Genomic DNA, 23,805 nt, shown 5'->3' on the forward strand with positions numbered 1-23,805 from the left:
TGCTAAGATCAGCCCGCCGAAAGTCTATCCAGGGTGTCGCATGGCGGTCCGTAAGATTCAGCATGCTGATCTGGCAAGCGTTCTAGCCTTGATGCAGAGGCATGCGCACCTGGAGAACTACGATGACATTTTCGCCGTCGACGAGCAGGCATTAAACCGGCTGCGGCTCGGCAGCGTAAAGCCGCCCTGTAACGTCGTCGTCAGCGAAAACTCCGAAGGAAAAATCGTCGGATTTGCGCTTTATTTTGTTCTCGAATTCACGTTCAGAAACAGGCCCATGCTGTATCTCAACGACCTGATGGTTGATGAAGCCCATCGGCGACGTGGGATCGCGCGTGAGTTGATGGCGGCTTTGTGTCGGGAGGCCGAGAGCCTGGGGTGCTTCCGCATCAAATGGGGCGTTTCCAGTGCCAACACGGAGGCGCTGGCGTTCTACGAAAGCATTGGTGCCATTCGAGAACAGGGCAAACTCTACTATGTGCTCGACGAGCGCGCTTTTGGACGCTGACCATGCGCAGGCGGCGGCTCTGCGGCCGTCAAGGCGTTCCGGCGCGCCCGTCGCGCCCACACGGACCCAGGGCCATGACGGTCCGCCCGAGTAAAGACACTTGTGATCAAGGCTTGGCTTGAGCCATCAGCCATCACGTCGGTTGGAAGAGCCCTCTATATCGTATCGCAACTGTGCCGTCGCATTCGCGAGACTGGCTTCGACCTGATACGGCGTTTCGCCTGCCACGATCACATGGCCGATCCGGTCCCGATAGTCGCCATGCCGCCGAACTTCATCCCCTTCCGCCACGTAGAGTTCAACCTCCGAGACCGACGGTATCGCGCGGGCGGCATTCAGATCAGACTTCCATCGGACGAAACCCTCGGCGCCCGGATTGAGAAACCGGATAGAAGCCCATCGGTGTCCTTGCGGTGTCAGGTCGATCCTTGCGCCGGTGGCCAGCTTGATTGTCTCTGAGACGATGTCGACGCCTATCGCCAGCCGTATCAGTTCCGGAATCATGTCCCCTCCCATCCTGGGATTGACCTCGATAATTGTCGGGCCCCGACTATCCAGCCGCAATTCCGTATGCGCCGGACCCCAATGAAGATGCAGCGCGTCAAGTGCGGACACGACCGTGTCGGCAATGGCAACCTCATCCGACCGATGCAAGGCAGCCGGGAAGTCATGACCGACTTCGACAAAATAAGGCAATTCCCCCAGATGTTTCCTGGTGATGCCGAGCACGACATCTCCAACTGTCTCAACGGAATATTCCAATCCCACGATGAACTCTTCGATCAAAACATCCCGGGCCATTGCCTCGCCGCCGCTCGACAGCAGATGAGCCACCTGCGCTCCAACATCTCCGCCGTCCAGACAAAGACGCACGCCGGTGCTTCCACTTCCGACCACCGGCTTCACGATCACCGGAAATCCGATCCGGGACGCTGCTTCGACAGCGGACGGGATATTGTCAACCAGTTCATAGGCCGGTGTGAGCAGGCCGGCATTCTTGAACGTGCCCCGCTGGAGGAATTTGTTCTGGCAGCTTTCAATTGCTTGGCCATCGGCGCCGGGAAGTCCGAATCGGTGGCAAAGACGAGCGGCCATTGCCGCATAGGCACCCGAGGTGGACAATATCCCTGCAATCGGAACCTGCGCCTGGAGTTCATCGCAAACTCGCGCCATCGCCCAAATGTCGGCGGTATCGGCGATAACCGTATCGACCGCCTCGCCTTCCAGGTTTCGATAGCGATCATGTCCGCTCGTCACCAGGATGGGGCGAAGACCCTGGCGGCGGGCTGCCCGAAAGAAGAGGTGCCCGCTCGTGCTGCTTTCCAGGAAAACCAGTCGTCTGTCTGGCATCGTGCTTGCCTCCCTTTTTCTCTTCATGGCCGTTGCCAGCCGGCAATGTCGCCTGCACCAGCGTCCTCTGGTACAACCTCGCAATACGCTCGCCTGCACCAGGCGAAGCGCGTCCAGCTGGTAAATTGCGAGCTCGGCTCCGCTGTCGTTGCGGGACGGTCGGGGCTGCTCTTGATCCATTCGGGACTGTTTGCCGCCAGCCAGTTGTCGTCATAGGCGGTGTCGATATATCGATGGCCTTCGTCGGGCATTAGCACCACGGTATTTTTGTCCCGGTGGCTGGCACTCCACCAGGCGGCGACCTTGAACGCTGCTCCGCTTGTTGGGCCCATGAACAGGGCATGGCGATGGTGCAAATCGCGGGTTGCCCGAAACGTCTCGGCTGCGGAAAGCCAGTGGACCTCATCCACCTGTGTATGGTCGACATTCTTCGGAATCATGCTGCCGCCCAGTCCGCGGATCAAGCGCGGTGCGTCCTGCTGCCCGAAGAGCACACTGTTCATCGTGTCGACGCCAATAACGAAGAGGTCCGGAAACAACAGCCGCAGATAGCGGGCTGTGCCGCAGAGCGAACCGCCTGACCCCACGGTTCCGACGAGGCAATCGATGCGGCCGATCCGTTCGGCCAGCTTCGCGGCGACCTTGGCGTAGGACAGCGGGTTGTCCGGATTGTCGTATTGGCGAGGCCAAAATCGGCATCCATTTTCGGCAAGCAGCTGGTGCAAGCGGTCGAGCCGCGCCTGTTGCAAGCCACGCTGCGGTTGGGGATCCGTGATGATCTCGAGGCGGGCGCCAAGTTCCAGCAACCGCCTTTGCAGCTTTGGGTCGATGGCCCAGTCGCAGACAATGATCAGCCCATTGCCGGACTGTGCCATCACCATCGCCAGCGCCAGCGCGAAGGTGCCGGAAGAGGTCTCGCAGATACAGCTCTCGGCCGTTATCTCCCCGCGCTCAAAGGCGTGTTCAAGCATAAATCTTGCCGGCAGGAGCTTCATCAGGAAGAATGCGGCGCCATACAGATTGCTTCCGATCCTTACCAGTCGAGGATCCTCGAAATCCTCGAGCTTTCGAAAATGGGAATTTGCCATAACGCCCTCGCCTAGGATTGGGTGTTCACGCGTTGAAGATCCGGAATTGGAAGTCGGCAGCGCTGAGAGCGGAACTCGCACGATCGATTTTCTGCGGCGTCTCTGGAGAGCGGGGGTCGAACATCAGGCCAACAACCGTCCCGCTATGGGCCACCTGGATGCCGAAGGCGCCGCACCGGCCGGCTATTTCCTGGAGCTCGCGGAGACCTGGTTTCGGCAGGAACCTCTCATTCAGGTTGGCGCTTGCGGTCGCAACTCGGCCGAGGAGATCCAGGTCTCCGAGCCGGATGGCCCTCCTGAGCAGGCTGCGCAGAGACTTGAAGGCCTCGGCTTCGAAAGTGTCGTAGTGAGCCGGCACGAAATCGAGTGTCGAGACCGTCTTCAACGGCTCGGTGTCGACACTGATGATATCGATCGGAGGAACCGGCCGGTGGAAAGGCTCGATCACAGCCCCCTCCCGCTGGGCAAACAACACGGCGTTCTGAGTAAAGAGGGTCGCGTCGCACGCAGTTTCCGCCTCAACGGCGACGCCCATGATCTCTTCATGGGTCCAACTGACACCCAGATAGTCGATCACTGCACGGATCGCCGCCAGCACATCGGCGGTTGATGAACCAAGACCTCGACCGACGGGTATGTCCGACGCGATGACAAGGTGCCCGCCGCAACTTTCGAACCCCGTCCGGAGCATGGCGAGTTCGGCAGCCCTTCGTGCCTTTTCACAGGAGGTGGGAGAGACAGTCACATGTTCATGTGCGTTGGGGAAAAAGACCGCTTCTGACCTCAGATGGCGGCAGGGAAGGGAAACCAGTCCCCGATGTCTATGACATCTCTCGTCCTCGAATATGCCCTGCAGGATCTCGCCATGATGAGCCCGAGCCTCTCCAATTCCTCGCGCATTCGGCATTTCGACCTCCCCATCGTCCTGTGGATGACAGACGTGACGGACTGATCGTGTCACCGAGCCGGGAGGAATTCGAGGCGAGCATCGTGAAGACTGTGCAATTTTTTGTTGAGACCTTTGCAAAGGACAGGATCTGCGTCATGCAAGGTCGCACAGCCCTAGATCGGCTCTGTCACCCCCTGCGCATGTCTTGAACCGACCGCCAGGGACCAGGCGAAGGAGGATGGCTAACTGCCGATCGGCATGTCCGGGAACTGCTCGCAATTCTGCGACTTGCAGCCTGCCAAACACGAGCGATAATTGCCCGGAAACACTTCGCCTGCATAGGATAGCCGTGCCTACTGGCCGAGAGACATCCAGTAACCCGGTCCAGATCCTGACGCAGCTTCTTGAGGATGGACGGTGTCTCCGACTGTGATGCTGGTTTCCCCCAGCCTGGACTTTCTTCTTTTCATGAAGCACATGCTCGAAACAGATGGTTTCGCGGTGGTACTGGCGAAAGATCCCGATGAGGTCGTCGAACGGGTCGAGATGATCAAACCGCAAGCGGTGATCGCAGAGTGCCGTGCCTCCAGCACCATGTGCCGTGAACTGTGTATACAGCTGAAGACCGCCCACTCGACACGCTTGATAGCCTTCATACCATTGATCGAACCGGGTGCGGAGGCACTTTACCTCGAGATGATACAGGCAGGCGCTGACAGGCCGTTCCATCGCCCGTTCGAGCCAATCAAGCTTCTCGAATATCTTCGTACCTTATCTGCCGACCGGCAAAGCTCGGACCAGCAAGGAACATTGAGATCGGGTGGGATCGAACTCAATGTCCGGGCCCGCCGCGTTCGGCGTGACGGTTTGATCATCAATCTCGGCAGCCTGGAATTCAACCTCCTACAGATATTCCTGCAGAATCCGGGTCGGGTCTTTCGACGCGAGGAGTTGATCGCACTTGGCTGGCCCGCGAATACATTCGTCGACAATCGTACCGTCGATGTCCGGATCGGACTGCTGAGGAGGTCACTGCGGTCAAACGGCGGAACGGATGTCATACGCACTGTTCGCGGCATCGGATACGCATTTGACGCTGATCAGCAGGACTAACCACCGGCGTTTGACAATCTTGCGGTCACGGATCTCTCCGCTCCGTCGTGGCATTTGACAGGCCGTTAGCGCAGGAGCCAATGCAACTCCAGCGAGACCAAGGAGGACGCCTCGCTGCGGAAAATCCGCGATGATGTAGCACCTGACACCAGATGCCGATTGTGGGGTGACCTTAAATCTCCGGGCCACCTCCCAATCATTGATGCCCATTACCAAGACGGATGGCACGGTCTTCTGAGGAAGCGCTGCACCAAAGACCTCTTTGGCGGCAATGTGCAATTTTCGGAATTATGTAACAACTGCCACCAAATCTGCGACGAGAGGAAAACTATTGCCGCTGTGACCGACCGAGGTCCTTTCCAGGCCTCTGAATGGCATCCCAAAGTGTGTTGGTCGGTGAACAACCCATGCCGTTCCGGTCCATCGTCATGAATCTCCCTATGAAGGGTCAGGAGGGTTGTTTGCGACCGGACGGTACGCCTGCGCGTAGGATCCCGGAATGAGTTTCAACCGCGTCGCGTGGACAGCGGCCTGTGCACTCGTGCTGGCGTTGAGCTTCTTCCGCGCGTTGGACATGTGAAAACATACGTTGGAATACTTCATCCCTTCGATGGTCGCGATGTCTCGAAACGATTTCCCCTGAGCATACCATGCCAAACACACGGCTTCTTCAGGCTTCAGCTTGACAAGCATGCTTCCGTTTGCGCGACGACGATTTCGCAATTGAGCATGGATATGTCCGACGGTCGCGGCCGCAAAAACGGGGTCAATTTCGAGACCACTTGTCACAGCATCGTGGCGAGAGGCTACCGTGAGCATTGCCATTCCTCCAAGGCCGATCGAGATCGGGAAGGATAAACCGGACCGGATATTGAACTTCGCGGCACTGGTGAAGAAGTCCTCGATCAGCCGATTTTTGTCATCGCGGTAGTTCGCGGCTGACCAGTGGAACGGACGCAGTATCTCCCGCGCTGTAGTCACCACTGGGTCGATGGAAAAATAGGACCTTGTCATATAGTCCGATTGCCAGGCGGCAGGATAATTCGACCTCGCGCAGATCTTTGCGCCGAGCCCCAGATATGCGTAATATTCATATCCATAGTCTCGTGTCAGCGTAGCGAGGGAGGCTTCAAAACTCGCGCTTGTCTCGGTGGTTTCCAGCGCATCACTCAGCGCCTCCAACAATCCGGTCATAGCCATCCCTTTTGTTTTTTACAGGCTTGATCCGGTGCAGCAACGTCCATGCTAAGGCCGCAATGGATGGCAGACCTCCGCGGGGCTATTCCGGATCAGACCAAATTCAAGGTTGTCGCGATGGCGGTCGCCTGCTGCAGGGTCATGGCGTCCAACCGCGCTCGTGCTTCGTCAAGATGGAAACGAACGGAGGTCTTGGCAAGCCTGAGCAGCATTGCGATCTCCTCCATTGTTTTTCCCTCTGCAGACCACTTCAAACACAGTGCTTGCCGAGGTGTAAGTCTCGGAGTGGCCGCCGCTGTGGGTACTGCCTGAAGCAAAGTGAGATAGGCGTGCACGAGCGTCGCGGCCGTCGCTGCCTTGATAGGATCGTCGAGATCTCCAACGGCAAAGCTCGTTTGCCCGGAAGCGAATGTCAAGATCGCGCTTGATCCGAACCCCGCCGAAACCGGAATGGAAATCCCCGACCTGATACCGAGTTCCGCTGCCTCTTCGAAAAACCTCAGGACCTGACGCGATGGTTTTTTGGCTTGCGGCGCCGCGCTGGACCATGAAAACATCTGCATTTTTGACATCGAGATTTTGATCACCGGATCTATCCGGGAATAGGAACATTCGAAATAGCGCCTTTGCCAGACCAGCGGATAGTTCGACAGAGCATAGGTCTTTGCACCGCTTAGGCGTAGATAACAGAAATATTCGAATCCCCATCGCGCCGTCGCTCGGCGCAGCACACGTGAGACGTCACGCTGATCGCTGGCAAGGGACACTTCCTCTATCAGGCCATCCAATTTATCGCTCATCGGGCCACCTCGCGGTACTCATCTCGGGCTTGACGGGAGACAACGTTCCAAAGTTACACCTCTTGACGCGGGTCATGACCGGGCAAATTGAGGGTTTTTCACGCGCATTTGATGACACATGGTCATATTTTCTTCACTAACTTTGACGCGCCGCCGCTTTCGGAAACCGGAACCCCCTCAAAAATGAGAGCTTATCAAGCGACGCGATCAAGGCTCGAATGCGGTTTTCAATTTCGCGAGGTCGTCATGAAGATCATTGCCCTGCAGACGTCAAACCACCACGTCGAGCGAACCCTACTTGAAAAAATGTTCGCTCTTCGCGCACGCGTGTTCCAAGGCCGATTGAACTGGGATGTCTCCGTAGTTGCCGGCGAGGAGCGTGACGAGTTCGATGAGCTGGACCCCTATTACCTGCTTGCCGTCGGAGCGCGCGATGACGTGCTGGGGACAGCCCGCCTCCTTCCAGCAATAGGGCCGACAATGCTGGAAAGGAAGTTTCCAGTCCTTTTGCCTCAAGGAAAGCTCGTGCCGCATAGCCGAATGGTGGAAAGCTCCCGATTTTGCGTCGACACCTTTTCACCCGGCAGATCAAAGGGCTTATTGCATGACGCGACCCTCAGCCTGTTCGCGGCGATCATCGAATGGTCGATCAAACACGGCTATGATGAAATCGTCACGGCGACGGATTTACGGTTCGAACGGCTGCTGCGGCACGCGGGGTGGCCGATGAAGCGGCTTGGAGAGCCGCAACTGATAGGCAATGTTGACAGCATCGGAGGGATCCTCAAGGCCGACAGTCAAAGCTTGGCGCTAATTCGGCCGGCGACCTACGAGTTGATCGAAAGCACGGATCCTCTCGCGGCCAGCGATGTCAGCATGAAGAGTATCGACGGAACCGCCTGGCCCGTGGCGCGGCAATGACTTGTCGCAAGCAGCCCGCCCCTCCCGATGGAACTGTGACGACGTAACCTGCGGCAGGTCCGGTGGGCGCGGCCCCGGAGCTGCGCCGGAATACGCCCGATCCTGTAACGCGCGCGTCGAAGACCGCTTTCGCCGGCACGGAAGAAAGCTAATCTGGCCACGCCAGGCCTTCTACTTATCCGATGACCGCGCAGGCTGCGTCGCAAGGAACGTTTCAGCGACATCAAGCAGGAGCTTTGCTTTTTCGAGAGGAAGTTTTTCCATGACCGCAATCAACCGACAGCGAATATCGGCCTCCTCGATGGTCCTCCCCATCACGTGCGGCGCCGCCGTACTGATGACATCCAGAGGCGAAAAATCGAGGATCTCGGCCAGATGCACGAGCCTCGTGACACTCAGCTTGGCTTCTCCACGTTCGTAGCGTCCATACACCTGCGGCGTCAGTCCCAACATAGGAGCTAGATCAGGACGGGTCAGGTCTCGCCTTTCGCGTGAAGTCCGAAGCGCCTCTCCGATCTTTACGTCCAAATCGTCCATCGAGGGAGCACCGTCGAAGCCGGCGCTACGATAAATGGAACTACCGCTCTCGGGATCGCGCGTCTCCACCAGACCCGCGCTCGCTATGTATTCATCTGTTTTCGTTGTCATGCACGTTGCTCTGAGCGCCTCAAGCGGCAGTATATCACCCGTAGGCAATCCGTCCGCAACCCCTGCGATCGAAAACTAAGGTTCTCCGTTGGCGGCATCGAATCGGCCGTCCGTGGCTGGACGTGCCTGAAGCCTGTGATCATAGGAGCGTGACGTGAGAACGAGGACGCAATCCGACAACGACCGCATTCACGCGCTCCTTCTGGAATTTGTCGATCTCGGGCGGCGGGCAAAAAGGATCGATGGCAAACCCGAGCCCATCGCCAGGAGCGAACATGACCGCATCGTAAAGCGAATACGTGCGGTCGCTTCCGAAGTGGTCGAATTGTCCGAGCATATGGACCGCCACAACGAATATCTTCAGATATTCTCAGCCGCAGCCATCATCGCTTCAGCGGCGACCGAGGATCCTGAACTGGAGAAAAACTTGCTAGCATTGTCTTACAAGGTTTCGAAGATCGCGCCGCCGTAGATCCCGCCCGCTCCGTCGCCGTCCTATTTGTCCGACCTCAGCCCGACGAGAAGTCGCCAAAGAACCTCAATAGAGGCCGACTGACATCCAACTAATCTTTGTTGTTCTGCTGCTTTTCCTGTTCCCGATCAGCGTCGGATCCGCCTTTTTGAGGCTTCGAGCGAGGCCCCCGCAATTGGCGGACGGGCTCACTTCCAGGGCAGCGAGTGGTAGAACTTGTGGACGATGTTGAAAGACTCCTCGAAGTCCGGCAGGTTTGCGCCGATTTCGAGGATCATTGTCTCCCACTCCCGGGCCGACCGTTCCCTGACTTCTGGGTTGTTGAAGGAGTCCTGCTTCGGCTCAATATCGCGTGTGTCGGATTTTTCGAGCAGGGTCTTTAAAATGACGTCCCTTGTTTCCTCGTCAGGTTGGTAGCGTTCGACCAGCCAGCGGATATCGAACACGTCCCATAGGGCCTGATGCCATCGAGCCTGACTTTCTTGCCTCGTGTTGGAAACCAGAGCGTGTCGCCACTGAGAGCCGAAGCCCACGCCGAGATCAACGATATCACCCGCTCTGCGGGCGCAGGGGTCCCGGCGCCATGTTTGAAGTCCGCAGCACGAACCTCTGACGCGTCAACGGCAGCAACCAGAACAGAAGCCTGGAGAACTGATCTCATCGAGAACCCCTTTGTTTCACACCCGCCGCCCTGCCGATCAAGACCGACGGATGCTGGACGTCCGGGAATTGCCACAGTCCCGCCCTCCGCGATCTCGCCTGCTGCTCGGCCACCGCATAGGCCGGATTGACGGGTATTCCGTTGGGATCGAGTGCTGCGAATCCAAAACCTTCGGAAATCAGAATGGTCCCCAAGTCGAGCGATTGACCTGCCACGGTGGCATAGCAGACCACATAGGTCAGGTCGGCTTTCTGGGCGATTGGTGCACAGGATGGATGGGTGTCCCGGATGAAGGCCGCAAGGACAGCGATCGAAGCATCACCGCAATCCTTCTCCCGGTTCTGACGATCGGTATAGCCCGTGCCGCGAAGGCAGGACTGAACGCCGTAAAGGCGGTAGCGTTTGCCGGCAATCGACCAGGTGTCGCCGCTTTCCAGGGTCACCGAACCCGAGAATCGGAAAAACTCGGATGGTGCCGCGGTCGCGTCGGATGCGACGATCGCGATGGCCGCCACTAAAATCCAAGCAGGCCGGCTCATGGGGCTTTTACCCGTGCGTCGGCCCACATGCCAAAGCCGCCCCGTCCGATTTTTTCGGCAGCGACGAGATCAGGCCTCAGAAAAGCGCCGTCGGCCTTTTTGGACAGCCGCAATGCGCCCAGCGAGACGAGATGTTCCTCCACATTGTCGATCGCGTCCAGCGTTCCGGGGTAATGATAATAACCAAAGCAGGTGACGTCCTGGATCGCGGCGCCCTGTTCCGAGGCGAACGCGCGGCAATAGAGAACCTTCGCTGCCTTCAGCTTGATCGCAAGCTGCTCTTTCGCGAAATCGTCGCAGCTGCCGGCGAACCCTTCCCTGCGATTGACCATTTCACCACTGCATGGCTCAAGCCCAAAGAGATGAAGTCGGGTTTTGTCATCGACTTTGAAACCCGTCGCCGATACCGCCTGAAAACCGCCCACCGAAGCATAACCCTTGCGGGCAACGACGGATTTCTGACCGTCGTAATATTCGATCATCAGCACGCTCCTGCCTGGGGCGGCAAGGGACCGGATCTAGGCCTCGTCAATATTGCCGGCCGCGATAGCTGACGCGAGCAACCCCAACGGCGACGCGGCCACCAAGAACGCAATGCCAATCCTTGACATATCTCGATTTGATATCCTCTTTTTTCGAGTTTCCAAGATTTTTCCTCTTTTCCGTTCGGCGTTGCTGATTTAGATGTTACCTTATTTAGTAAATATCGGCAACCGCCCTGGACAACCACGGCGTCATTGCGAGGTGTCGTCCGAATGAATTGGAGCGCGTTTATTAGATGAGCTCGCACATTCTGACATTGATTGTCGCTGCTTCGTTCGCAGCAATATTGAATGCAAAGGGGCACGCACAGTCGGGACAACCATTTGATTATGCGCGTGTTTCGAATGATGTCGGCACTCCTGCGATGAAACCTTTCGACAGGGCGCGATCTCAATCCGAGCCAAGGGTCGACATCTATAACCTTGGCGCATCGGGCAATCTTTCGAAAGAAGGCCACGACAGTGGTGCGAACAAAATAAGGCATCTTCCATATCCCAATGGCGCCGACATCTCGGCTCAAGGTTCTGCGCTCACAATCGGGATCAATGCGAACAAATATAGTAACTCTTCCTATCTCCCGAACTGCCCAGCTTCACCTTTGCCCCCGGATCAGATTGCCGATCTGGTCGAGGCCGCAGCCGACAGACACGGCGTCGACGCCGGGTTCGCGACAGCAATCGCCTGGGCAGAAAGTCGGTTCGATCAGGTTCGCAACAGTCCACGGGGTGCTCGCGGGCCGATGCAACTGATGCCTGCCACGGCAAAGCGCTTGGGCGTCACAGACGTCTGCGATCCGGCGTCCAATATAGACGGCGGCGTGCGTTACCTCCGGTTGCTTGTCGACCAGTTCAGAAATCCGCTGCTCGCTGCGGCGGCCTACAATGCCGGCGAGCACGCCATCTTCGAAAACAACGGAGTTCCGCCCTATCCCGAGACGGTTCGATACGTCACTGCGGTGCTGAACCGGCAGCTCGGTCTGGACGAGCCCGGCAAGACACCCGGCCGCGGAACCGACAAACATCCCTCATCGGTCAATCCCTCACCGCCCCCCGGTAACCGAAAGAGCGGCATAATCGGCGCCCGCGCCGTCAGCTTTGTCGGCGGGGTCATGAAGTTCTGAAGAAAGGACGCCCAAATGAAACTCGCAGGCTCCCCGTTGCGGAACCCGGCACGAAACAAGATATTGCCCCTCGGGGCGGCAATCTCCGTTTTGGCGCTGGCACAGTTGGTCGCGGCCGATATTGCCCAGGCGCAGGCAACCAATCAGGCTTTCGCGCCGCTTCAGACCGTCGTCCAAGCGGTTGTCGACTTCATTACCGGTCCGTTTGGCCGGCTCGTCGCCATCATTGCGGTGATCGGCCTCGGCTTCCTGGCCTTTGCCGGCCGACTGAGCTGGTTCACGGCCGGCGCCGTCGTCCTCGGGATCGGCCTCGTCTTCGGTGCACCTGCAATCGTCGATCAGCTCATTTCGACAGTCGGGAATTGAGCCATGGCGGTCAATGAAGACGACAAGCCGCTTCTGACGCCCCTCGTCATCGGACTGACCCGTTCCCCCACGCTCTGGGGTGTTCCCTATATGGCCGCCGTCCTCGTCATCGGCCTGACGATCATCGCCTGGCTGGTCACCAATGAGCTTTGGGCACTCCTCACGGCGCCCTTCGCCTATGTCGTCTTGTTCACCCTCTGCAGCTGGGACGCTCGCGTTCTCGACGTGCTGCAGGTTTCCCTCCGGCAGACGCCCCGCACCCCCAACAAGACCTTCTGGGGCGCCAATTCCTACGGTCCATGACGATGCTCACCGTGATCCGAGACGAATTGGGATTCGGCGCCGCCCGCGGCCGGGAACGGCCGATGGCAAAGCACATCCCGTATATGCGCCACGTAGCCGATACCGTCATCCGCCTGGAAGACGGTGCCCTGATGAGCGTCGTGAAGCTGGATGGCCTGTTTTTCCAAACTGAGGACCAGGCAGAGATCAACATGCGTTCGATCGCGCAAAACACGTTGATCCGAGCGCTCGGGTCAAGCCGGTTTTCGTTGTGGTCGACAGTGATCCGTCGGCAAGCCGACAACGCGATCGACGGGACGTTCGATGATCCTTTCTGCGCCGAACTCGATCGTCGGTATGCCGCGTCGCTCAGCGGCAAGCGCATGTTCACCAACGAGGTCTACCTGACAGTGCTGCGCTCGGGCATGCGCGGTGCGCTCGCCGTCGGCGATCGGGTCCGTCGTCTTCTCGATCGTGCAGCGCGGCGAGTGGTTAAAGACGACCTGCTGCGCGAAGCAGTCGACGACCTCGAAGAGATGATCGGCAACGTTGTTCGCGATCTCGGCAGATACGGCGCGCGAGTTCTGACGATCGCTGAACGCGAGGGCGAGCCCTACTCGGAGCCTTGCGAGTTCTTGAACTCGATCCTGACCTGCGGGGTGCCGCGCGAGATGCGGCTTCCGCGCATGCGGCTCGCGAATTATGTCGGCACCTCGCGCCTGCATTTCTCTCGGAGAACCATGCAGGTGCAGGGGCCGACCCGGCAAGAGGATCGGTTCGGGGCGATGCTCTCCATCAAGGAATATCCTCCCTTTACCGGCCCGGGCATGCTGGACGGGCTGTTGCAGGTGAACCACGAGTTCATCCTCACCCAATCCTTCACGCTTGCCGACAAACCGATAGCGCAGGAGCGGATCACCCGCTTGAGGCGACAGATCGGCGCTTCCGACGAAGCCGGCAGCGATGTCGAGACCGATATCGAATTCGCGCTGAACAGTCTGCTCAATCAGGAAGCCGTGTTCGGCTTTCACCACCTCACCTTGCTCTGCCTGTCGCGAGAACTCGATGGCCTCAACAAGGCGGTATCGGACCTTGGTGCATGCCTGACCGACATGAACATCAACTGGCTGCGCGAGGACCTGAACCTCGAGGCCGCTTTCTGGGCGCAGCTTCCCGGCAATCACGCCTACATTGCCCGGCGGGGCATGCTCTCCAGCGCCAATTTCTCTGGCCTGTCGTCGATGCACAATTTCGCGTCCGGACAGCGGAACGGCACGCATTGGGGAAGCCCGATCACCATCCTGGAGACGACCAGCCAGACACCGTACTGGTTCAACTTCCACCAGCATGACGTCGGCCACTTCCTCGTCACAGGCCCGACCGGGTCCGGCAAGACCGTGGCGCTTTCCTTCCTGCTCGCCCAGGCGTTTCGGGTCCGCCCTTCGCCGCGGGCCGTCTTCTTCGACAAGGATCGCGGCGCGGAAATCTTCATCCGGGCGATGGGTGGATCTTATGAAATCCTTTCGCCCGGCATGCCCACCGGCTTCAATCCACTGCAGATCGACAATACCGGCGACAATCGCGAATTCCTGGCTCGCCTCCTCAAGGCGGTGTTGCGCAAGGACTCCGCCCCCGCCTTCGACCAGGAAGAAGAAGACACGCTCGAACGGGCGATCGTCCGTCTGATGCAGGAGCCCATCGCGGAGCGGACCTTGAGCAACCTGTCCGGTCTGCTGACGGGTCGCTCCCGGGCGGGCCCCAATGATCTTCACGCGCGGCTCCGCCCATGGATCGAAGGCGAAAAGGCCTGGCTGTTCAATGCTCGCCACGACGTCCTGTCGTTCACCGACCGTCGAGTGTTCGGCTTCGACATGACCAGCATCCTCGACAATGAGGAGGTACGCGCGCCTGCCCTCATGTACATCTATCACCGCCTCGACGCGCTGTTCGACGGCACGACGGTGATGATCTTCATGGACGAAGGCTGGCGGCTTTTGCGCGACCAGACGTTCAGCGACTTCATCGTCGACAAGATGAAGACGATCCGCAAGCTGAACGGCATCGTCGGGTTCGGTACGCAGTCGGCGGCTGATATCGTCAGATCGCCGGCGGCGCATACGCTGATCGAGCAATCGGCGACCCATATCCACTTTCCCAACCCCCGCGCCGACGAGGAGAGCTACATCCACCGTTTCGGACTGACGGTGAAGGAATTTAACTTCGTCCGCAATACGCCGCCCGAAAAGCGTGCCTTCCTGATCAAACACGGCAATGACAGCGTCATCGCCCGGCTCGATCTCAGCGCCATGCCGGACCTGATCAAGGTCCTGTCCGGCCGCAAGGAAACAGTTGAGGAATGCGCACGGTTGCGTGAGGCGCATGGTGACGATCCAGCCAGCTGGCTCGCCAAATTCTGCGGCTGGGGGGCGCAGGCATGAAGAGCACTCTGACCCTGGGACTGACCGGATCGACGCTCGCCGCCAGCATCGCATTGGCCGACGTGTCTGTCCTCGACAATACCAATCTCGATCCCCACGAACAACGCGACCGGACCACCGGCACGATCGCGGACACCGACCATGATCGCCATACGATCCATACCTCGGTGACCTGCTCCGTCTATCGGCCCGGTCGCCGCAACGATCCGGTCGGTGCGGCTGAAGCAAACCCTGAGATTTCCGGGTTGGTGCGCCGCGTGGCACGGGAAGAGGGCGTTGACGAAAACCAATTTTTAGCCCTGGTCTACCAGGAGAGCCGCTTCAATCCATGCGCCAAGTCGAGCGCCGGCGCCACCGGGCTCGCACAGCTGATGCCCGGCACCGCCGCAGGCCTCGGCGTCGATGAGAACAATATCGAGGAGAACCTGCGTGGTGGCGCTCGATATTATCGCCAGCAACTGGACCGCTATGGCGGTAACCTGTCTCTGGCGCTGGCCGCTTACAATGCCGGGCCCGGCAACGTCGACAAATATGGCGGGATTCCGCCATTCAAGGAAACGCAGGGCTACGTCGCCTCCATAACCCGGGACTGGCTGCCGGCCTTCGGCGGTTCCGACAAGTCCGGCATCCCGCTCAATTTCGGAGGTGGGGACACCGCCTATACCGACATGCGAACCTCGACGCTCAACGCCATGGGAGTGGCCCGGTCAACCGGCGATAGCCTTGGCAATGTCGCGAGTTGGTACCATCAGCTCGGACAGCTGCACGCCGGCACAATCCAGGACAGCTGGGATCTCAATTCCACGGCGCGCAACGCCAACCTCGAGATGATCAACAACCTCATCAAGCTGACCACGGCAATGGCGAACCTTGCGAATTCGCGCAATGCCGTTTCGTCGGCCAATCTGTCCGGGTCATCCCGGAGCGCCGAGCCTCCAAAAAGAAACGACATGCCGCGTGAGACGACCGGCCTCTGCGATCCGCGCCAGAACCTCGTCTGGAGCAAGGAGCGGAAGGCGTGCGCCGAGAGGCGCGAAGATCAAACCCAGATCGAGCTGGCGCTCGATACCCAATAGAGAAGGAGCAAGACAATGAAGACGAGCATTCTGGTCACCGCCGTTCTCGCCACGGCCTCAGCCCCTGCCCTTTCGGATGTCCCCGTCATCGACAAGACCAATTATGCCGTTGCCAAAAAAACGGCCGAGACGACAGGTCGAATCCTCGATACCAACAAGAACATTCTCACCACCGTGACCGATACTCTGAAGGCCGTCACCGGAGACCGGGCCGGCACGGCGGCCCCGATGAAGGACTTGGCGATCGGCAAGGGATTCAGCGTGTCGTCGGTGCCGTCATTCGACAGCCTTTTGAAGGAAGGGCTGCCGAATTTCGGCTCGATGAGCGGCGACATCGCAAAAACGGCCGCCGTGTTCATCAACGGACTGCAACTGGTCAAATCGCTGTCGGGCAAGGAAAACAGCAACTTTTCCAGCGACAAGTCCTATGAGCAACTTGTCAACGCGGTGCTCGGCGTCTCTGCCCTGATCAACGGTTCGCAGCAGGCGATCGAGACCCGCAAGGGTGCCTTCGAACAGGCCGGCAGCCAGATCGGCGGTGCTGAAGACATCAAGGGCTCGATCGACCAGAATACCCAGCTTCAGGTTCAGTCCGGCTTGACCCTCAACGAAATGATCGGGGTGATGAACGGCGTGGTGATCTCGCTGCAGGCCGAAAACCAGCGCCGACTGACGGACATCTCCAACACCAAAAAGACTCTGGCCTACGAACCCTGAGCCGCGATGCTGAAGCCGACCACCGCACTGCTGATCGCGTCTTTCCTTCTGTTCAGTTGTGGAACGATGAAGGAAAAGACCGCCCCGTGCAAACGGGCGGCCAGTTTGACATCGTTCGTGGGAGATCCCCGTCCGGCGTGCCCCGTCATGCGGGCCGTCAACGATCCTGCCGCGGCGTTCATCGCGCTCGGCATTGAGGAGTGAGTTTCGATGGAAGATTTTCTCGGCGACCTCCTGAAGCGCATCGAAGGCTCAGGCTCGAATTTTTCCGAGCAGGCCTATACCGTTGTCGGCAACGAACTGATGCCTCTGCTTCGCATCATGTTCATCGTATACGTCGCCTGGTACGGGCTCCAACTGGTCATGGGTACCTCGCGTCTTGGCGTCGGCGAGATCATCGGCCGGGTCGCCAGGATGATGATCATCCTGGCCTTGATCAGCTCCTGGGCCAACTTCAACAATCTCTTCTATCACTGGATCAATGACACGCCGGAAGACCTTGGCCGCGCGATCCTTGCCGCATCCGGGACGGGCATCATCGAGCCGACCAATGGCATGTCGCAGATCTGGACGACCGCCAACCAGGCAGCCTCCGCCTTCGCCGAACAATCGGGCTACTTCTCCATACTCCCCAGCATGATCGGCATTCTGATCATGATCGGCGCTGGGGTTTTCATTGCCGTGGCTCTGGCCGTGCTGATCCTCGCCAAGGTGATGCTCTGGGTTCTGATCGGGACGGCGCCGGTCTTTATCGCCTGCATGCTGTTCGAGCGCACCCGTGGCTATGGTGTCGGCTGGTTCAATCAAGTGCTGACCTATGCGCTGATCCCACTGTTCATCTACGTGATCGCGGCGTTCCTGATCGCTGCGATGGACCCGGAGCTCTCGAAGATCGATGCGGCGAGCAATAGCCGCAGGCTGACGCTCGCCGACATTGCGGGATTCCTCTTGCTGTGCATCGCGGGCGGTTTTGTCATGCTCTACATTCAGTCGATCGGCCAGGGGATTGCCGGCGGGATCGCCGGCGGCATCGGTGCTGCTGCCGCCCGAATGACGCGCCGATTCGGCCTTGAATATCCGCGGACTGTCGCGCGCGGAGGGGCGCACCTTAGCCGAAGTGCCCATCGCACCGCGGGCGCTCTCGGATCGCGCTTTCGGCGCCGTGATGGCGACGACAGCACCGGCGCCCAATCCGCAATGCAGGACAAGATAACCCGACAAGGCACGCCCACCTGACCCCTCCTCATGTCGAGAAGATGATTCCTCATGGCAGATCCAAAGGATATTGACCTCCGATCCTATTATCAAAGTGGCGATATCTGGGAGAAAGAGATCGTCAAGCGCACCAGGCGATCGCATGCTCTCGCCTGGTTGGTCACGACGATTTTCGGCGGCATCACGCTGCTGAGCCTGATCGCTCTCGTGATGCTCGTCCCGCTCAAGAGCTTTGAGCCCTATGTCGTGGTGGTCGACAAGAACACCGGTTACCTGGAGGTCAAGAGCGGGCTCACCCGTCCTGCTCGCCTGACGGAGCAGCAGGCCATCACGCAGGCTAATATTGTGCGTTATATCCGCTCGCGCGAAGGCTATGACCCCTATGCGATCTCCGACAATTTCGCCATCGCGGCATTGCTGTCGACCGGAAACGCCGCGCGGGAATTGCAGGAACTCTACAGTGCCGCGAACGCGAAGAACCCGGCCAAGCTCTATGGCAAATCGATGCGCATCACGACCGATATCGCGTCTGTCACCTTCCCGAACAGCTCGACCGGGATCGTCCGCTTCGCGACCTCCGAGATCTCGGAGGCCGAGGCGGTAACGCGTCACTGGATCGCCGTTGTCCGTTTTCGCTATACCGACACGCCAGCAACCAACGAGTGGCGGTTCGAGAACCCGCTCGGCTTCCAGGTCTACGACTACCGTCGCGACCAGGAAACGGTCACGGGGAGCAACTCATGATCAGGCGCCTCCCTCTCATTCCTGGCTTGTTTATGTGGCTCGCCTCGGCAAGTATCGCGGCCGCCGCCGCCACGCCGGCCGCCGGCCGTCGCGATCCGCGCATCACCAGCATCACCTACCAGCCGAACGATGTCGTGCGCGTGTTTGCCACCTATGGCATCTCGACCATGATCATCTTCGACGAGGACGAGAAATTCGAAACCATCGCCCTCGGCGATACTGATAGCTGGGATGTCGTGCCGACCGACAGGGGCAATATCCTGTTCGTCAAGCCGACGGCGAAGAATGTTTCGACCAATCTCAACGTCGTCACCACCAAGCGTATCTATTACCTCGAGCTCAACGACTTTGCGCCCGAGGCCAACAGACAGGTCTTCGGCATTCGCTTCATCTATCCCGACAAGGATCTGAATGCGTCATTGCGAAGGCAAGCCGCGGCACGCGCCGCCTACCCGAATATCGCCGGCATCGACAAAGCCAACGTCAATATCGATTATTCCTTCTCGGGCGATATCGCTCTCAAGCCGCTGATGGTGTTCGACGACGGCAGGAAAACCTTCTTCAGATTTGCACGACAAGTTCCGGCAATCTTTGCCGTCAATGCCGACTTCACTGAAACGCTGCGCAATTTCCGTCGGGAAGGCGCGTATATCGTCGTCGATGGCACCGCCACGCAATACACCCTCCGTGATGGCGACCAGTGGACCTGCATCTTCAATCTCCGCAAGCCGGATTTCGGGCAATCGGACCCGGCGATCATGAGCCCTGTGCCGGATTCCGAAGCGACCACACGCAGAAGGAGCCGCAACTGATGCAACGTTCGCCTGAGCTTCAAGCCATGTTGGCCGCCGACCAGACGGTGGTCCGCGACACACGCGCCCGCCGCAAGCAGTTGCTGGGTGGTGCAGCGTTGCTGCTCGGCGGAGCGGGCCTCGCCTATGTCGCCGTGTTTATGCCACAGCGCAATACGAGCGATGCGCTGACAGGTGACGAGGAATTCTCGACAACGACATTCCGGCCGCCGTCCTTCCTGCGCGAGGAACTGAGGCCCGAACCGAAAGAGCCCGATGTCATCCAGATCCCGGAACCTCCACCGGAGAAATCGGCTGAAAAATCCGACACGACCGAGTTCAATGTGCCGCCGCCTCCGATGATTGCCGCTCCTGCGGAGCCAGCACCGGAGCCATTTCCCGAGCGTTACCGGTCAAAGCAGATCGTCGTCGATTCCGCCAAAACGGGTTCTGACGATGGATCGCCGACTGGCAACAGTCCTGATGGCGGTCCGACCGTCGCCGGCGAGGATCATGCCAGCAAATTTCTGGCGACGGCGTCTGCGATTGGCGACCGCTCCGCCATGGGCCGCCAGATCAAGCGCATCGACGCCATGATACCGGAAGGCACGTTGATCCCAGGCATCCTCGAAACCGCTATCGTCAGCGATTTGCCCGGCCAGGTCCGCGCCATCACATCGCAGGACGTTTATTCCTTCGACGGACGCCGCGTCCTGATCCCGACCGGCACGCGCTTGATCGGCGAATACCAATCGGAGATCACAAGAGGCCAGAAGCGGATCTTCGTCATCTGGACCCGACTGCTGCGGGATGACGGCGTCACCGTTCGCCTGAACAGCATCGGCACCGATAGTCTCGGGCGTTCAGGCCTGACCGGGATCGTCGACAACAAATGGCGGGAGCGCTTTGGTTCTGCGACCCTGCTGTCGGTCGTCGGCGCCGGTTCGTCCTACCTGACCGGTTATGGCAGCGGCCAGTACAGTTCAGGCGGCAACAATGGAAACTCGAATTCCGATCGCGCGGCTGACCTCGCCCGCCAGACGATTGCCCAGACCTTTTCCGACATGGCAAACCAGGCGCTGTCGGAAAACCTCAGGATCCCGCCGACGATCAGCGTCCATCAAGGGGAACGCATCTTCGTCTATGTCCGCCAGGACCTCGACTTCTCCGCCATGTATCCGGACCCGGTCGAGGAAGCGCTGAAGGAGATCAAGCATGAGCGAGCCATCAATCAGGGTCGTTACCGCCAGTGACCCCTATTATTTCCTGCGGCGCGCACTCTCGCCGCTCGCCGCATTTCTCGACGATCGACAAGTCGTCGAGATCTCCGTCAACCGGCCCGGCGAGGTGTTTGTCGAGCGCCTCGGCTCCGCGCATATGGAACATCATGCGGTCACTGAATTGACCGCGGCAGAGATCGAGCATATTGGTGAGCGGGCGGCGGCGGCCAGCAATCAGTTCATCAGCCGGATCAATCCGCTGCTGAGTGCTGCCCTGCCTTCTGGTGAACGCATCCAGATCGTGCTTCCGCCGGCTGCCCCGGATGGCGGGTCGATCTCGATCCGCAAACAGGTGATCAGCGATTTTACACTGGCGCAATATCGCGACAGCGGCGCGTTCGACAAGGTCGTGGTCACAGTCGATGGACGGAGCGAGACCGAGGTCAAACTGACCGAGCTGCTCGAGGCCGATCGGATCCACGATTTCATTGAGACGGCTGTGTGCGAGCGGGTGTCGATGTTGATCAGTGGCGGGACGTCCACGGGGAAGACGACATTCCTCAATGCCTGCCTCAAAAGCATCGATGAGCGTGAACGGATCCTGACGCTCGAAGATACCCGCGAGCTTTTTCCACCCCATCGCAATCGTGTCCATCTGCTGGCATCGCGGGGCGATCAGGGCACTGCGCAGGTCACCATTCAATCGCTGCTTGAGGCATCACTGCGCATGCGCCCGGATCGCCTGTTCGTCGGCGAGATCCGTGGTTCGGAAGCCTTCGCGTTCTTGCGAGCCATCAATACCGGCCACCCGGGCAGCATGTCGACGGTCCATGCCGACACACCGATGGGCGCCTACGAGCAGCTGGCGATGATGATGATGCAGGCCGGCATGGCGTCCGGATACTCGAAACAGGATCTGATGTCCTATATCCGCATGGTCATCCCGATCGTCATCCAACTGCGACGCGATGGCGGCCGCCGCGGTGTTTCCGAAATCTTCTACGCCCGGCGTGGACCATGAGCCGCAGCTACCTCGCATTCTACCTGCTCTTCTGCGGGCTGATCGCCGTCGCCGTCTGGATGCTGAGCTACAGCCTTATCCTGCAGCTCGTCTGGAAGGATGGACGAATCCTGCACCTGATGACAACAACCAATCCCCTGGCGCCGCTTCAGCAGTTCATTGCCTATTCCGGAAGCCGATCCCTTCAATTGGTCGCGCTCGCGGCGGCCGTTCCGGCAATCGGCGCAGCCGCCGCGGCCACAATCTTCGGTCTGCACCAGCCATCCAGCCCGCTGGGTGACGCCGCCTTCCAGGATATAGCCGCGATGCGACGCGGGGGTTGGTTCCGCAAGGACGGTCATATCTTCGGCCGGATCGGCGGGCGCGTCCTGCGACGCAAGGACGACCGCCATCACCTGATCATCGGACCGACCCGGTCCGGCAAGGGCGTCGGTTATGTCATCCCGAACGCCCTGGTATTTCCCGGTTCGATGATCGTGACCGATCTCAAAGGCGAAATTTTCGGGCTGACGGCCGGCTATCGAAAATCCAGGGGCAATCAGGTCTTTCTGTTTTCGCCCGGGTCACAGAAGTCGCACCGCTGGAATCCACTGGATTTCGTCCGGTCCGACCGCGGGAGCCGCACGATCGACATCCAGAACATGGCAGCGGTCCTGATCCCGGAGACGGTTGGCTCCGAGAATGCCATCTGGCAGGGGACCGCGCAACAGATCATCGCCGGCGTCATCAGCTACGTGCTTGAAAGCAGCCACTACAAGAACCGCCGCAACCTCGGTGAGGTCTACGCCTTCTTCAATACCGGTATCGACCTTCAGGTGCTGATGAAACTTATCAAGGAAACGGAGCTGGATCTCTCCAGATTCACTACGGACAGCTTCAATGCCTATATTTCCCTGAACGAGCGTGCCGCGCGATCTGCCCTCCTGGATATCCAGAAGGCTTTGGCGCCATTTCGCAATGAGCGGGTGATTGCTGCGACAGCCGTCACCGACATGGATCTCGCGTCGTTGCAGCGTCGGCCGGTCACCATCTACCTGGCGCCCAACATCACTGACATGACCATTCTCAAGCCCCTGCTGACCCTTTTCGTCCAGCAGATCATGGATATGCTGACGCGTGAGCACGACCAGGATGCCCTGCCCGTCTATTTCCTGCTCGACGAGTTCCGCCAGCTCAAGAAGATGGACGAGATCCTCAACAAGCTGCCCTATGTGGCCGGCTACAACATCAAGATGGCCTTCATCATCCAGGACCTGAAGAATATCGACGAGATCTATGGCGAAACCGCCCGGCACTCGCTGCTTGGCAATTGCGGACTTCAGCTCATCCTCGGTGCCAATGACCAGGCGACGGCAGAATATGCGTCGCGTGCACTGGGCAAGCGCACCATTCGATACCAGTCGGAGTCGCGCACCCTCGAAATCCTGGGCTTGCCACGCCGAACCAAGGTCGAGCAGATCCGCGAGCGCGATCTGATGATGCCGCAAGAGATCCGGCAGCTCCCGGAGGAAAAGCTGGTTCTGCTTGTCGAGGGTCAGCGACCGATTTTTGCAAACAAGGTTCGGTACCACGCCACTGAGCCCTTTCGAAGTGCTTCCAAGGCTGCCCAATCGCTGAGCGTTGTTGTGCCCGACTGCGAATTCGTAGCGGTTTCAACCGTGCCAGCGGTAGAGGCTTTTCACAAGAACACGGCGGCTGACGTCGAGGAGGGGCCGAAGCCTGTGAAGCGACAAGACCCAGTTCTGCCCGCCTCACAGCCGCCCCGAAAGGTCGCGCGCGTCGTAGGGGCCATGCCAAAACCGAAAACGAAGACCGGTGGCAGCGGGTCATTGGCCGACGACCTGTCGAGCGAACGTGTTGTTGCCACCGCACGCCGCTTGAAATCCGTGGTGGCGGAAGTGGCAGCCGTCCCAGATCTCCCAACGCATCAGAGGCAAAGTATTCAAGACATTCTCGCGAGGACAATTCCCGATCCGGCTGAACTTGGGTTGGAGTAGTCGTGTAGCCAGCGCATCGGGTCGCCTTCTGCCTTGTGTTCGGCGGCAAGGGTAGTGACCTCGACGCGGATGGCATCAAGACGCCCGAT

Annotated in this window: 27 protein-coding genes; 18 read left to right on the forward strand and 9 right to left on the reverse strand. The window is 59.2% G+C overall.

The window, feature by feature from the left end:
* Positions 1–40: 40 nt before the first annotated feature.
* A complete protein-coding gene (locus C5J26_RS27820; protein WP_172746124.1) occupies positions 41–508 on the forward strand; it encodes a GNAT family N-acetyltransferase in 468 nt (155 codons plus the stop codon).
* A 126-nt stretch (positions 509–634) separates the two neighbouring features.
* Here the strand turns inward: C5J26_RS27820 and C5J26_RS27825 are convergent, their stop codons facing one another.
* From C5J26_RS27825 to C5J26_RS27835, 3 genes are read right to left on the reverse strand one after another with little or no spacing between them, the layout of a single operon-like run.
* Positions 635–1,858 (reverse strand): ATP-grasp domain-containing protein, encoded by a 1,224-nt coding sequence (locus C5J26_RS27825; protein WP_172746126.1) that lies wholly within the window; start codon positions 1,856–1,858, stop codon positions 635–637.
* Between the two features lie 23 nt (positions 1,859–1,881).
* Positions 1,882–2,946, reverse strand: coding sequence for a cysteine synthase family protein (locus C5J26_RS27830; protein ID WP_105404718.1), 1,065 nt, complete (start codon positions 2,944–2,946; stop codon positions 1,882–1,884).
* Positions 2,947–2,971: 25 nt separating this feature from the next.
* Positions 2,972–3,637: a GHMP kinase gene (locus C5J26_RS27835; RefSeq protein WP_245441298.1), complete on the reverse strand. Its 666-nt coding sequence runs from the start codon at positions 3,635–3,637 to the stop codon at positions 2,972–2,974.
* A 126-nt stretch (positions 3,638–3,763) separates the two neighbouring features.
* Here C5J26_RS27835 and C5J26_RS33570 point away from each other — a divergent pair, with 126 nt between their 5' ends.
* Together C5J26_RS33570 and C5J26_RS27840 are read left to right on the forward strand one after the other, a co-directional pair.
* Entirely contained in the window at positions 3,764–3,898 is a 135-nt protein-coding gene (locus C5J26_RS33570) for a hypothetical protein (protein ID WP_256386095.1), read from the forward strand.
* A 369-nt stretch (positions 3,899–4,267) separates the two neighbouring features.
* A complete protein-coding gene (locus C5J26_RS27840; RefSeq protein WP_105404720.1) occupies positions 4,268–4,948 on the forward strand; it encodes a response regulator transcription factor in 681 nt (226 codons plus the stop codon).
* Positions 4,949–5,386: 438 nt separating this feature from the next.
* On the opposite strand, the gene C5J26_RS27845 is transcribed toward C5J26_RS27840, so the two are convergent.
* Both C5J26_RS27845 and C5J26_RS27850 read right to left on the reverse strand, forming a co-directional pair.
* A complete protein-coding gene (locus tag C5J26_RS27845) occupies positions 5,387–6,142 on the reverse strand; it encodes an autoinducer binding domain-containing protein (RefSeq protein WP_172746130.1) in 756 nt (251 codons plus the stop codon).
* A gap of 95 nt (positions 6,143–6,237) precedes the next feature.
* The gene (locus tag C5J26_RS27850) at positions 6,238–6,945 is read right to left on the reverse strand and encodes an autoinducer binding domain-containing protein (protein WP_105404722.1); all 708 of its coding nucleotides are present in this window, start codon (positions 6,943–6,945) and stop codon (positions 6,238–6,240) included.
* Positions 6,946–7,191: 246 nt separating this feature from the next.
* Here C5J26_RS27850 and C5J26_RS27855 point away from each other — a divergent pair, with 246 nt between their 5' ends.
* Entirely contained in the window at positions 7,192–7,866 is a 675-nt protein-coding gene (locus C5J26_RS27855; RefSeq protein WP_105404723.1) for an acyl-homoserine-lactone synthase, read from the forward strand.
* 171 nt (positions 7,867–8,037) lie between these two features.
* Here the strand turns inward: C5J26_RS27855 and C5J26_RS27860 are convergent, their stop codons facing one another.
* On the reverse strand, positions 8,038–8,514 hold the full coding sequence (locus C5J26_RS27860) for a helix-turn-helix domain-containing protein (protein ID WP_172746132.1): 477 nt from the start codon (positions 8,512–8,514) through the stop codon (positions 8,038–8,040).
* A 154-nt stretch (positions 8,515–8,668) separates the two neighbouring features.
* Between C5J26_RS27860 and C5J26_RS32920 the strand changes: the two genes are divergently transcribed.
* Entirely contained in the window at positions 8,669–8,986 is a 318-nt protein-coding gene (locus tag C5J26_RS32920) for a hypothetical protein (RefSeq protein WP_172746134.1), read from the forward strand.
* Positions 8,987–9,174: 188 nt separating this feature from the next.
* Here C5J26_RS32920 and C5J26_RS27870 read toward each other — a convergent pair whose 3' ends face one another.
* The 3 genes from C5J26_RS27870 to C5J26_RS27880 form a co-directional block, all read right to left on the reverse strand.
* On the reverse strand, positions 9,175–9,432 hold the full coding sequence (locus tag C5J26_RS27870) for a nucleotidyl transferase AbiEii/AbiGii toxin family protein (RefSeq protein WP_105404726.1): 258 nt from the start codon (positions 9,430–9,432) through the stop codon (positions 9,175–9,177).
* 211 nt (positions 9,433–9,643) lie between these two features.
* Positions 9,644–10,186 (reverse strand): thermonuclease family protein, encoded by a 543-nt coding sequence (locus C5J26_RS27875; RefSeq protein ID WP_105404727.1) that lies wholly within the window; start codon positions 10,184–10,186, stop codon positions 9,644–9,646.
* Complete coding sequence (locus tag C5J26_RS27880) at positions 10,183–10,704, reverse strand: hypothetical protein (RefSeq protein ID WP_245441305.1); 522 nt, start codon at positions 10,702–10,704, stop codon at positions 10,183–10,185. Before C5J26_RS27880 ends, C5J26_RS27875 begins: the two co-directional genes overlap by 4 nt.
* Before the next feature lie 260 nt (positions 10,705–10,964).
* Between C5J26_RS27880 and C5J26_RS27885 the strand changes: the two genes are divergently transcribed.
* Genes C5J26_RS27885 through C5J26_RS27945 form a run of 13 tightly spaced genes read left to right on the forward strand, consistent with a single transcriptional unit; the run spans position 10,965 to position 23,716 of the window.
* Positions 10,965–11,849 carry a lytic transglycosylase domain-containing protein gene (locus C5J26_RS27885; RefSeq protein WP_105404728.1) on the forward strand — a complete coding sequence of 295 codons (885 nt, stop codon included), beginning with the start codon at positions 10,965–10,967 and terminating at the stop codon, positions 11,847–11,849.
* A gap of 15 nt (positions 11,850–11,864) precedes the next feature.
* The gene (locus C5J26_RS27890) at positions 11,865–12,215 is read left to right on the forward strand and encodes a TrbC/VirB2 family protein (RefSeq protein WP_105404729.1); all 351 of its coding nucleotides are present in this window, start codon (positions 11,865–11,867) and stop codon (positions 12,213–12,215) included.
* A 3-nt stretch (positions 12,216–12,218) separates the two neighbouring features.
* On the forward strand, positions 12,219–12,518 hold the full coding sequence (locus C5J26_RS27895; protein ID WP_105404730.1) for a type IV secretion system protein VirB3: 300 nt from the start codon (positions 12,219–12,221) through the stop codon (positions 12,516–12,518).
* Positions 12,519–12,520: 2 nt separating this feature from the next.
* Positions 12,521–14,935 carry a VirB4 family type IV secretion/conjugal transfer ATPase gene (locus C5J26_RS27900; protein ID WP_105404775.1) on the forward strand — a complete coding sequence of 805 codons (2,415 nt, stop codon included), beginning with the start codon at positions 12,521–12,523 and terminating at the stop codon, positions 14,933–14,935.
* Complete coding sequence (locus C5J26_RS27905; protein WP_105404731.1) at positions 14,932–16,011, forward strand: lytic transglycosylase domain-containing protein; 1,080 nt, start codon at positions 14,932–14,934, stop codon at positions 16,009–16,011. The genes C5J26_RS27900 and C5J26_RS27905 overlap by 4 nt, the downstream gene beginning before the upstream one ends.
* A gap of 15 nt (positions 16,012–16,026) precedes the next feature.
* Positions 16,027–16,728, forward strand: coding sequence for a type IV secretion system protein (locus C5J26_RS27910; RefSeq protein ID WP_105404732.1), 702 nt, complete (start codon positions 16,027–16,029; stop codon positions 16,726–16,728).
* A 6-nt stretch (positions 16,729–16,734) separates the two neighbouring features.
* Positions 16,735–16,932, forward strand: coding sequence for a hypothetical protein (locus tag C5J26_RS27915; protein WP_105404733.1), 198 nt, complete (start codon positions 16,735–16,737; stop codon positions 16,930–16,932).
* A 6-nt stretch (positions 16,933–16,938) separates the two neighbouring features.
* The gene (locus C5J26_RS27920) at positions 16,939–17,964 is read left to right on the forward strand and encodes a type IV secretion system protein (protein ID WP_105404734.1); all 1,026 of its coding nucleotides are present in this window, start codon (positions 16,939–16,941) and stop codon (positions 17,962–17,964) included.
* A gap of 30 nt (positions 17,965–17,994) precedes the next feature.
* Positions 17,995–18,687: a virB8 family protein gene (locus C5J26_RS27925; RefSeq protein ID WP_105404735.1), complete on the forward strand. Its 693-nt coding sequence runs from the start codon at positions 17,995–17,997 to the stop codon at positions 18,685–18,687.
* 32 nt (positions 18,688–18,719) lie between these two features.
* Positions 18,720–19,499 (forward strand): TrbG/VirB9 family P-type conjugative transfer protein, encoded by a 780-nt coding sequence (locus C5J26_RS27930; protein ID WP_105404776.1) that lies wholly within the window; start codon positions 18,720–18,722, stop codon positions 19,497–19,499.
* Positions 19,499–20,731, forward strand: coding sequence for a type IV secretion system protein VirB10 (gene virB10, locus C5J26_RS27935; RefSeq protein WP_105404736.1), 1,233 nt, complete (start codon positions 19,499–19,501; stop codon positions 20,729–20,731). The genes C5J26_RS27930 and virB10 overlap by 1 nt, the downstream gene beginning before the upstream one ends.
* A complete protein-coding gene (virB11, locus tag C5J26_RS27940; RefSeq protein WP_105404737.1) occupies positions 20,694–21,719 on the forward strand; it encodes a P-type DNA transfer ATPase VirB11 in 1,026 nt (341 codons plus the stop codon). The genes virB10 and virB11 overlap by 38 nt, the downstream gene beginning before the upstream one ends.
* Positions 21,716–23,716 (forward strand): type IV secretory system conjugative DNA transfer family protein, encoded by a 2,001-nt coding sequence (locus C5J26_RS27945; RefSeq protein ID WP_105404738.1) that lies wholly within the window; start codon positions 21,716–21,718, stop codon positions 23,714–23,716. The genes virB11 and C5J26_RS27945 overlap by 4 nt, the downstream gene beginning before the upstream one ends.
* Positions 23,717–23,805: the final 89 nt, after the last annotated feature.

The sequence above is a fragment of the Neorhizobium sp. T7_12 genome, from assembly GCF_002968535.1.
Lineage (GTDB): Bacteria > Pseudomonadota > Alphaproteobacteria > Rhizobiales > Rhizobiaceae > Neorhizobium > Neorhizobium tomejilense.

Excerpts from the sequence above, each read along its gene's own strand:
- C5J26_RS27925 (WP_105404735.1), top strand. The coding sequence starts at position 17,995 with ATGGCAGATCCAAAGGATATTGACCTCCGATCCTATTATCAAAGTGGC.
- C5J26_RS27945 (WP_105404738.1), top strand. The coding sequence starts at position 21,716 with ATGAGCCGCAGCTACCTCGCATTCTACCTGCTCTTCTGCGGGCTGATC.
- C5J26_RS27910 (WP_105404732.1), top strand. The coding sequence starts at position 16,027 with ATGAAGACGAGCATTCTGGTCACCGCCGTTCTCGCCACGGCCTCAGCC.
- virB10 (WP_105404736.1), top strand. The coding sequence starts at position 19,499 with ATGCAACGTTCGCCTGAGCTTCAAGCCATGTTGGCCGCCGACCAGACG.
- C5J26_RS27915 (WP_105404733.1), top strand. The coding sequence starts at position 16,735 with ATGCTGAAGCCGACCACCGCACTGCTGATCGCGTCTTTCCTTCTGTTC.
- C5J26_RS27845 (WP_172746130.1), bottom strand. The coding sequence starts at position 6,142 with ATGACCGGATTGTTGGAGGCGCTGAGTGATGCGCTGGAAACCACCGAG.
- C5J26_RS27885 (WP_105404728.1), top strand. The coding sequence starts at position 10,965 with ATGAGCTCGCACATTCTGACATTGATTGTCGCTGCTTCGTTCGCAGCA.
- C5J26_RS27900 (WP_105404775.1), top strand. The coding sequence starts at position 12,521 with ATGCTCACCGTGATCCGAGACGAATTGGGATTCGGCGCCGCCCGCGGC.
- C5J26_RS27830 (WP_105404718.1), bottom strand. The coding sequence starts at position 2,946 with ATGGCAAATTCCCATTTTCGAAAGCTCGAGGATTTCGAGGATCCTCGA.
- C5J26_RS27825 (WP_172746126.1), bottom strand. The coding sequence starts at position 1,858 with ATGCCAGACAGACGACTGGTTTTCCTGGAAAGCAGCACGAGCGGGCAC.
- C5J26_RS27860 (WP_172746132.1), bottom strand. The coding sequence starts at position 8,514 with ATGACAACGAAAACAGATGAATACATAGCGAGCGCGGGTCTGGTGGAG.
- C5J26_RS27850 (WP_105404722.1), bottom strand. The coding sequence starts at position 6,945 with ATGAGCGATAAATTGGATGGCCTGATAGAGGAAGTGTCCCTTGCCAGC.
- C5J26_RS27820 (WP_172746124.1), top strand. The coding sequence starts at position 41 with ATGGCGGTCCGTAAGATTCAGCATGCTGATCTGGCAAGCGTTCTAGCC.
- C5J26_RS27930 (WP_105404776.1), top strand. The coding sequence starts at position 18,720 with ATGTGGCTCGCCTCGGCAAGTATCGCGGCCGCCGCCGCCACGCCGGCC.
- C5J26_RS27890 (WP_105404729.1), top strand. The coding sequence starts at position 11,865 with ATGAAACTCGCAGGCTCCCCGTTGCGGAACCCGGCACGAAACAAGATA.
- C5J26_RS27835 (WP_245441298.1), bottom strand. The coding sequence starts at position 3,637 with ATGCTCCGGACGGGGTTCGAAAGTTGCGGCGGGCACCTTGTCATCGCG.
- C5J26_RS27905 (WP_105404731.1), top strand. The coding sequence starts at position 14,932 with ATGAAGAGCACTCTGACCCTGGGACTGACCGGATCGACGCTCGCCGCC.
- C5J26_RS27855 (WP_105404723.1), top strand. The coding sequence starts at position 7,192 with ATGAAGATCATTGCCCTGCAGACGTCAAACCACCACGTCGAGCGAACC.
- C5J26_RS27875 (WP_105404727.1), bottom strand. The coding sequence starts at position 10,186 with ATGAGCCGGCCTGCTTGGATTTTAGTGGCGGCCATCGCGATCGTCGCA.
- C5J26_RS27895 (WP_105404730.1), top strand. The coding sequence starts at position 12,219 with ATGGCGGTCAATGAAGACGACAAGCCGCTTCTGACGCCCCTCGTCATC.
- C5J26_RS27920 (WP_105404734.1), top strand. The coding sequence starts at position 16,939 with ATGGAAGATTTTCTCGGCGACCTCCTGAAGCGCATCGAAGGCTCAGGC.
- virB11 (WP_105404737.1), top strand. The coding sequence starts at position 20,694 with ATGAGCGAGCCATCAATCAGGGTCGTTACCGCCAGTGACCCCTATTAT.
- C5J26_RS27840 (WP_105404720.1), top strand. The coding sequence starts at position 4,268 with ATGCTGGTTTCCCCCAGCCTGGACTTTCTTCTTTTCATGAAGCACATG.
- C5J26_RS33570 (WP_256386095.1), top strand. The coding sequence starts at position 3,764 with ATGTCTATGACATCTCTCGTCCTCGAATATGCCCTGCAGGATCTCGCC.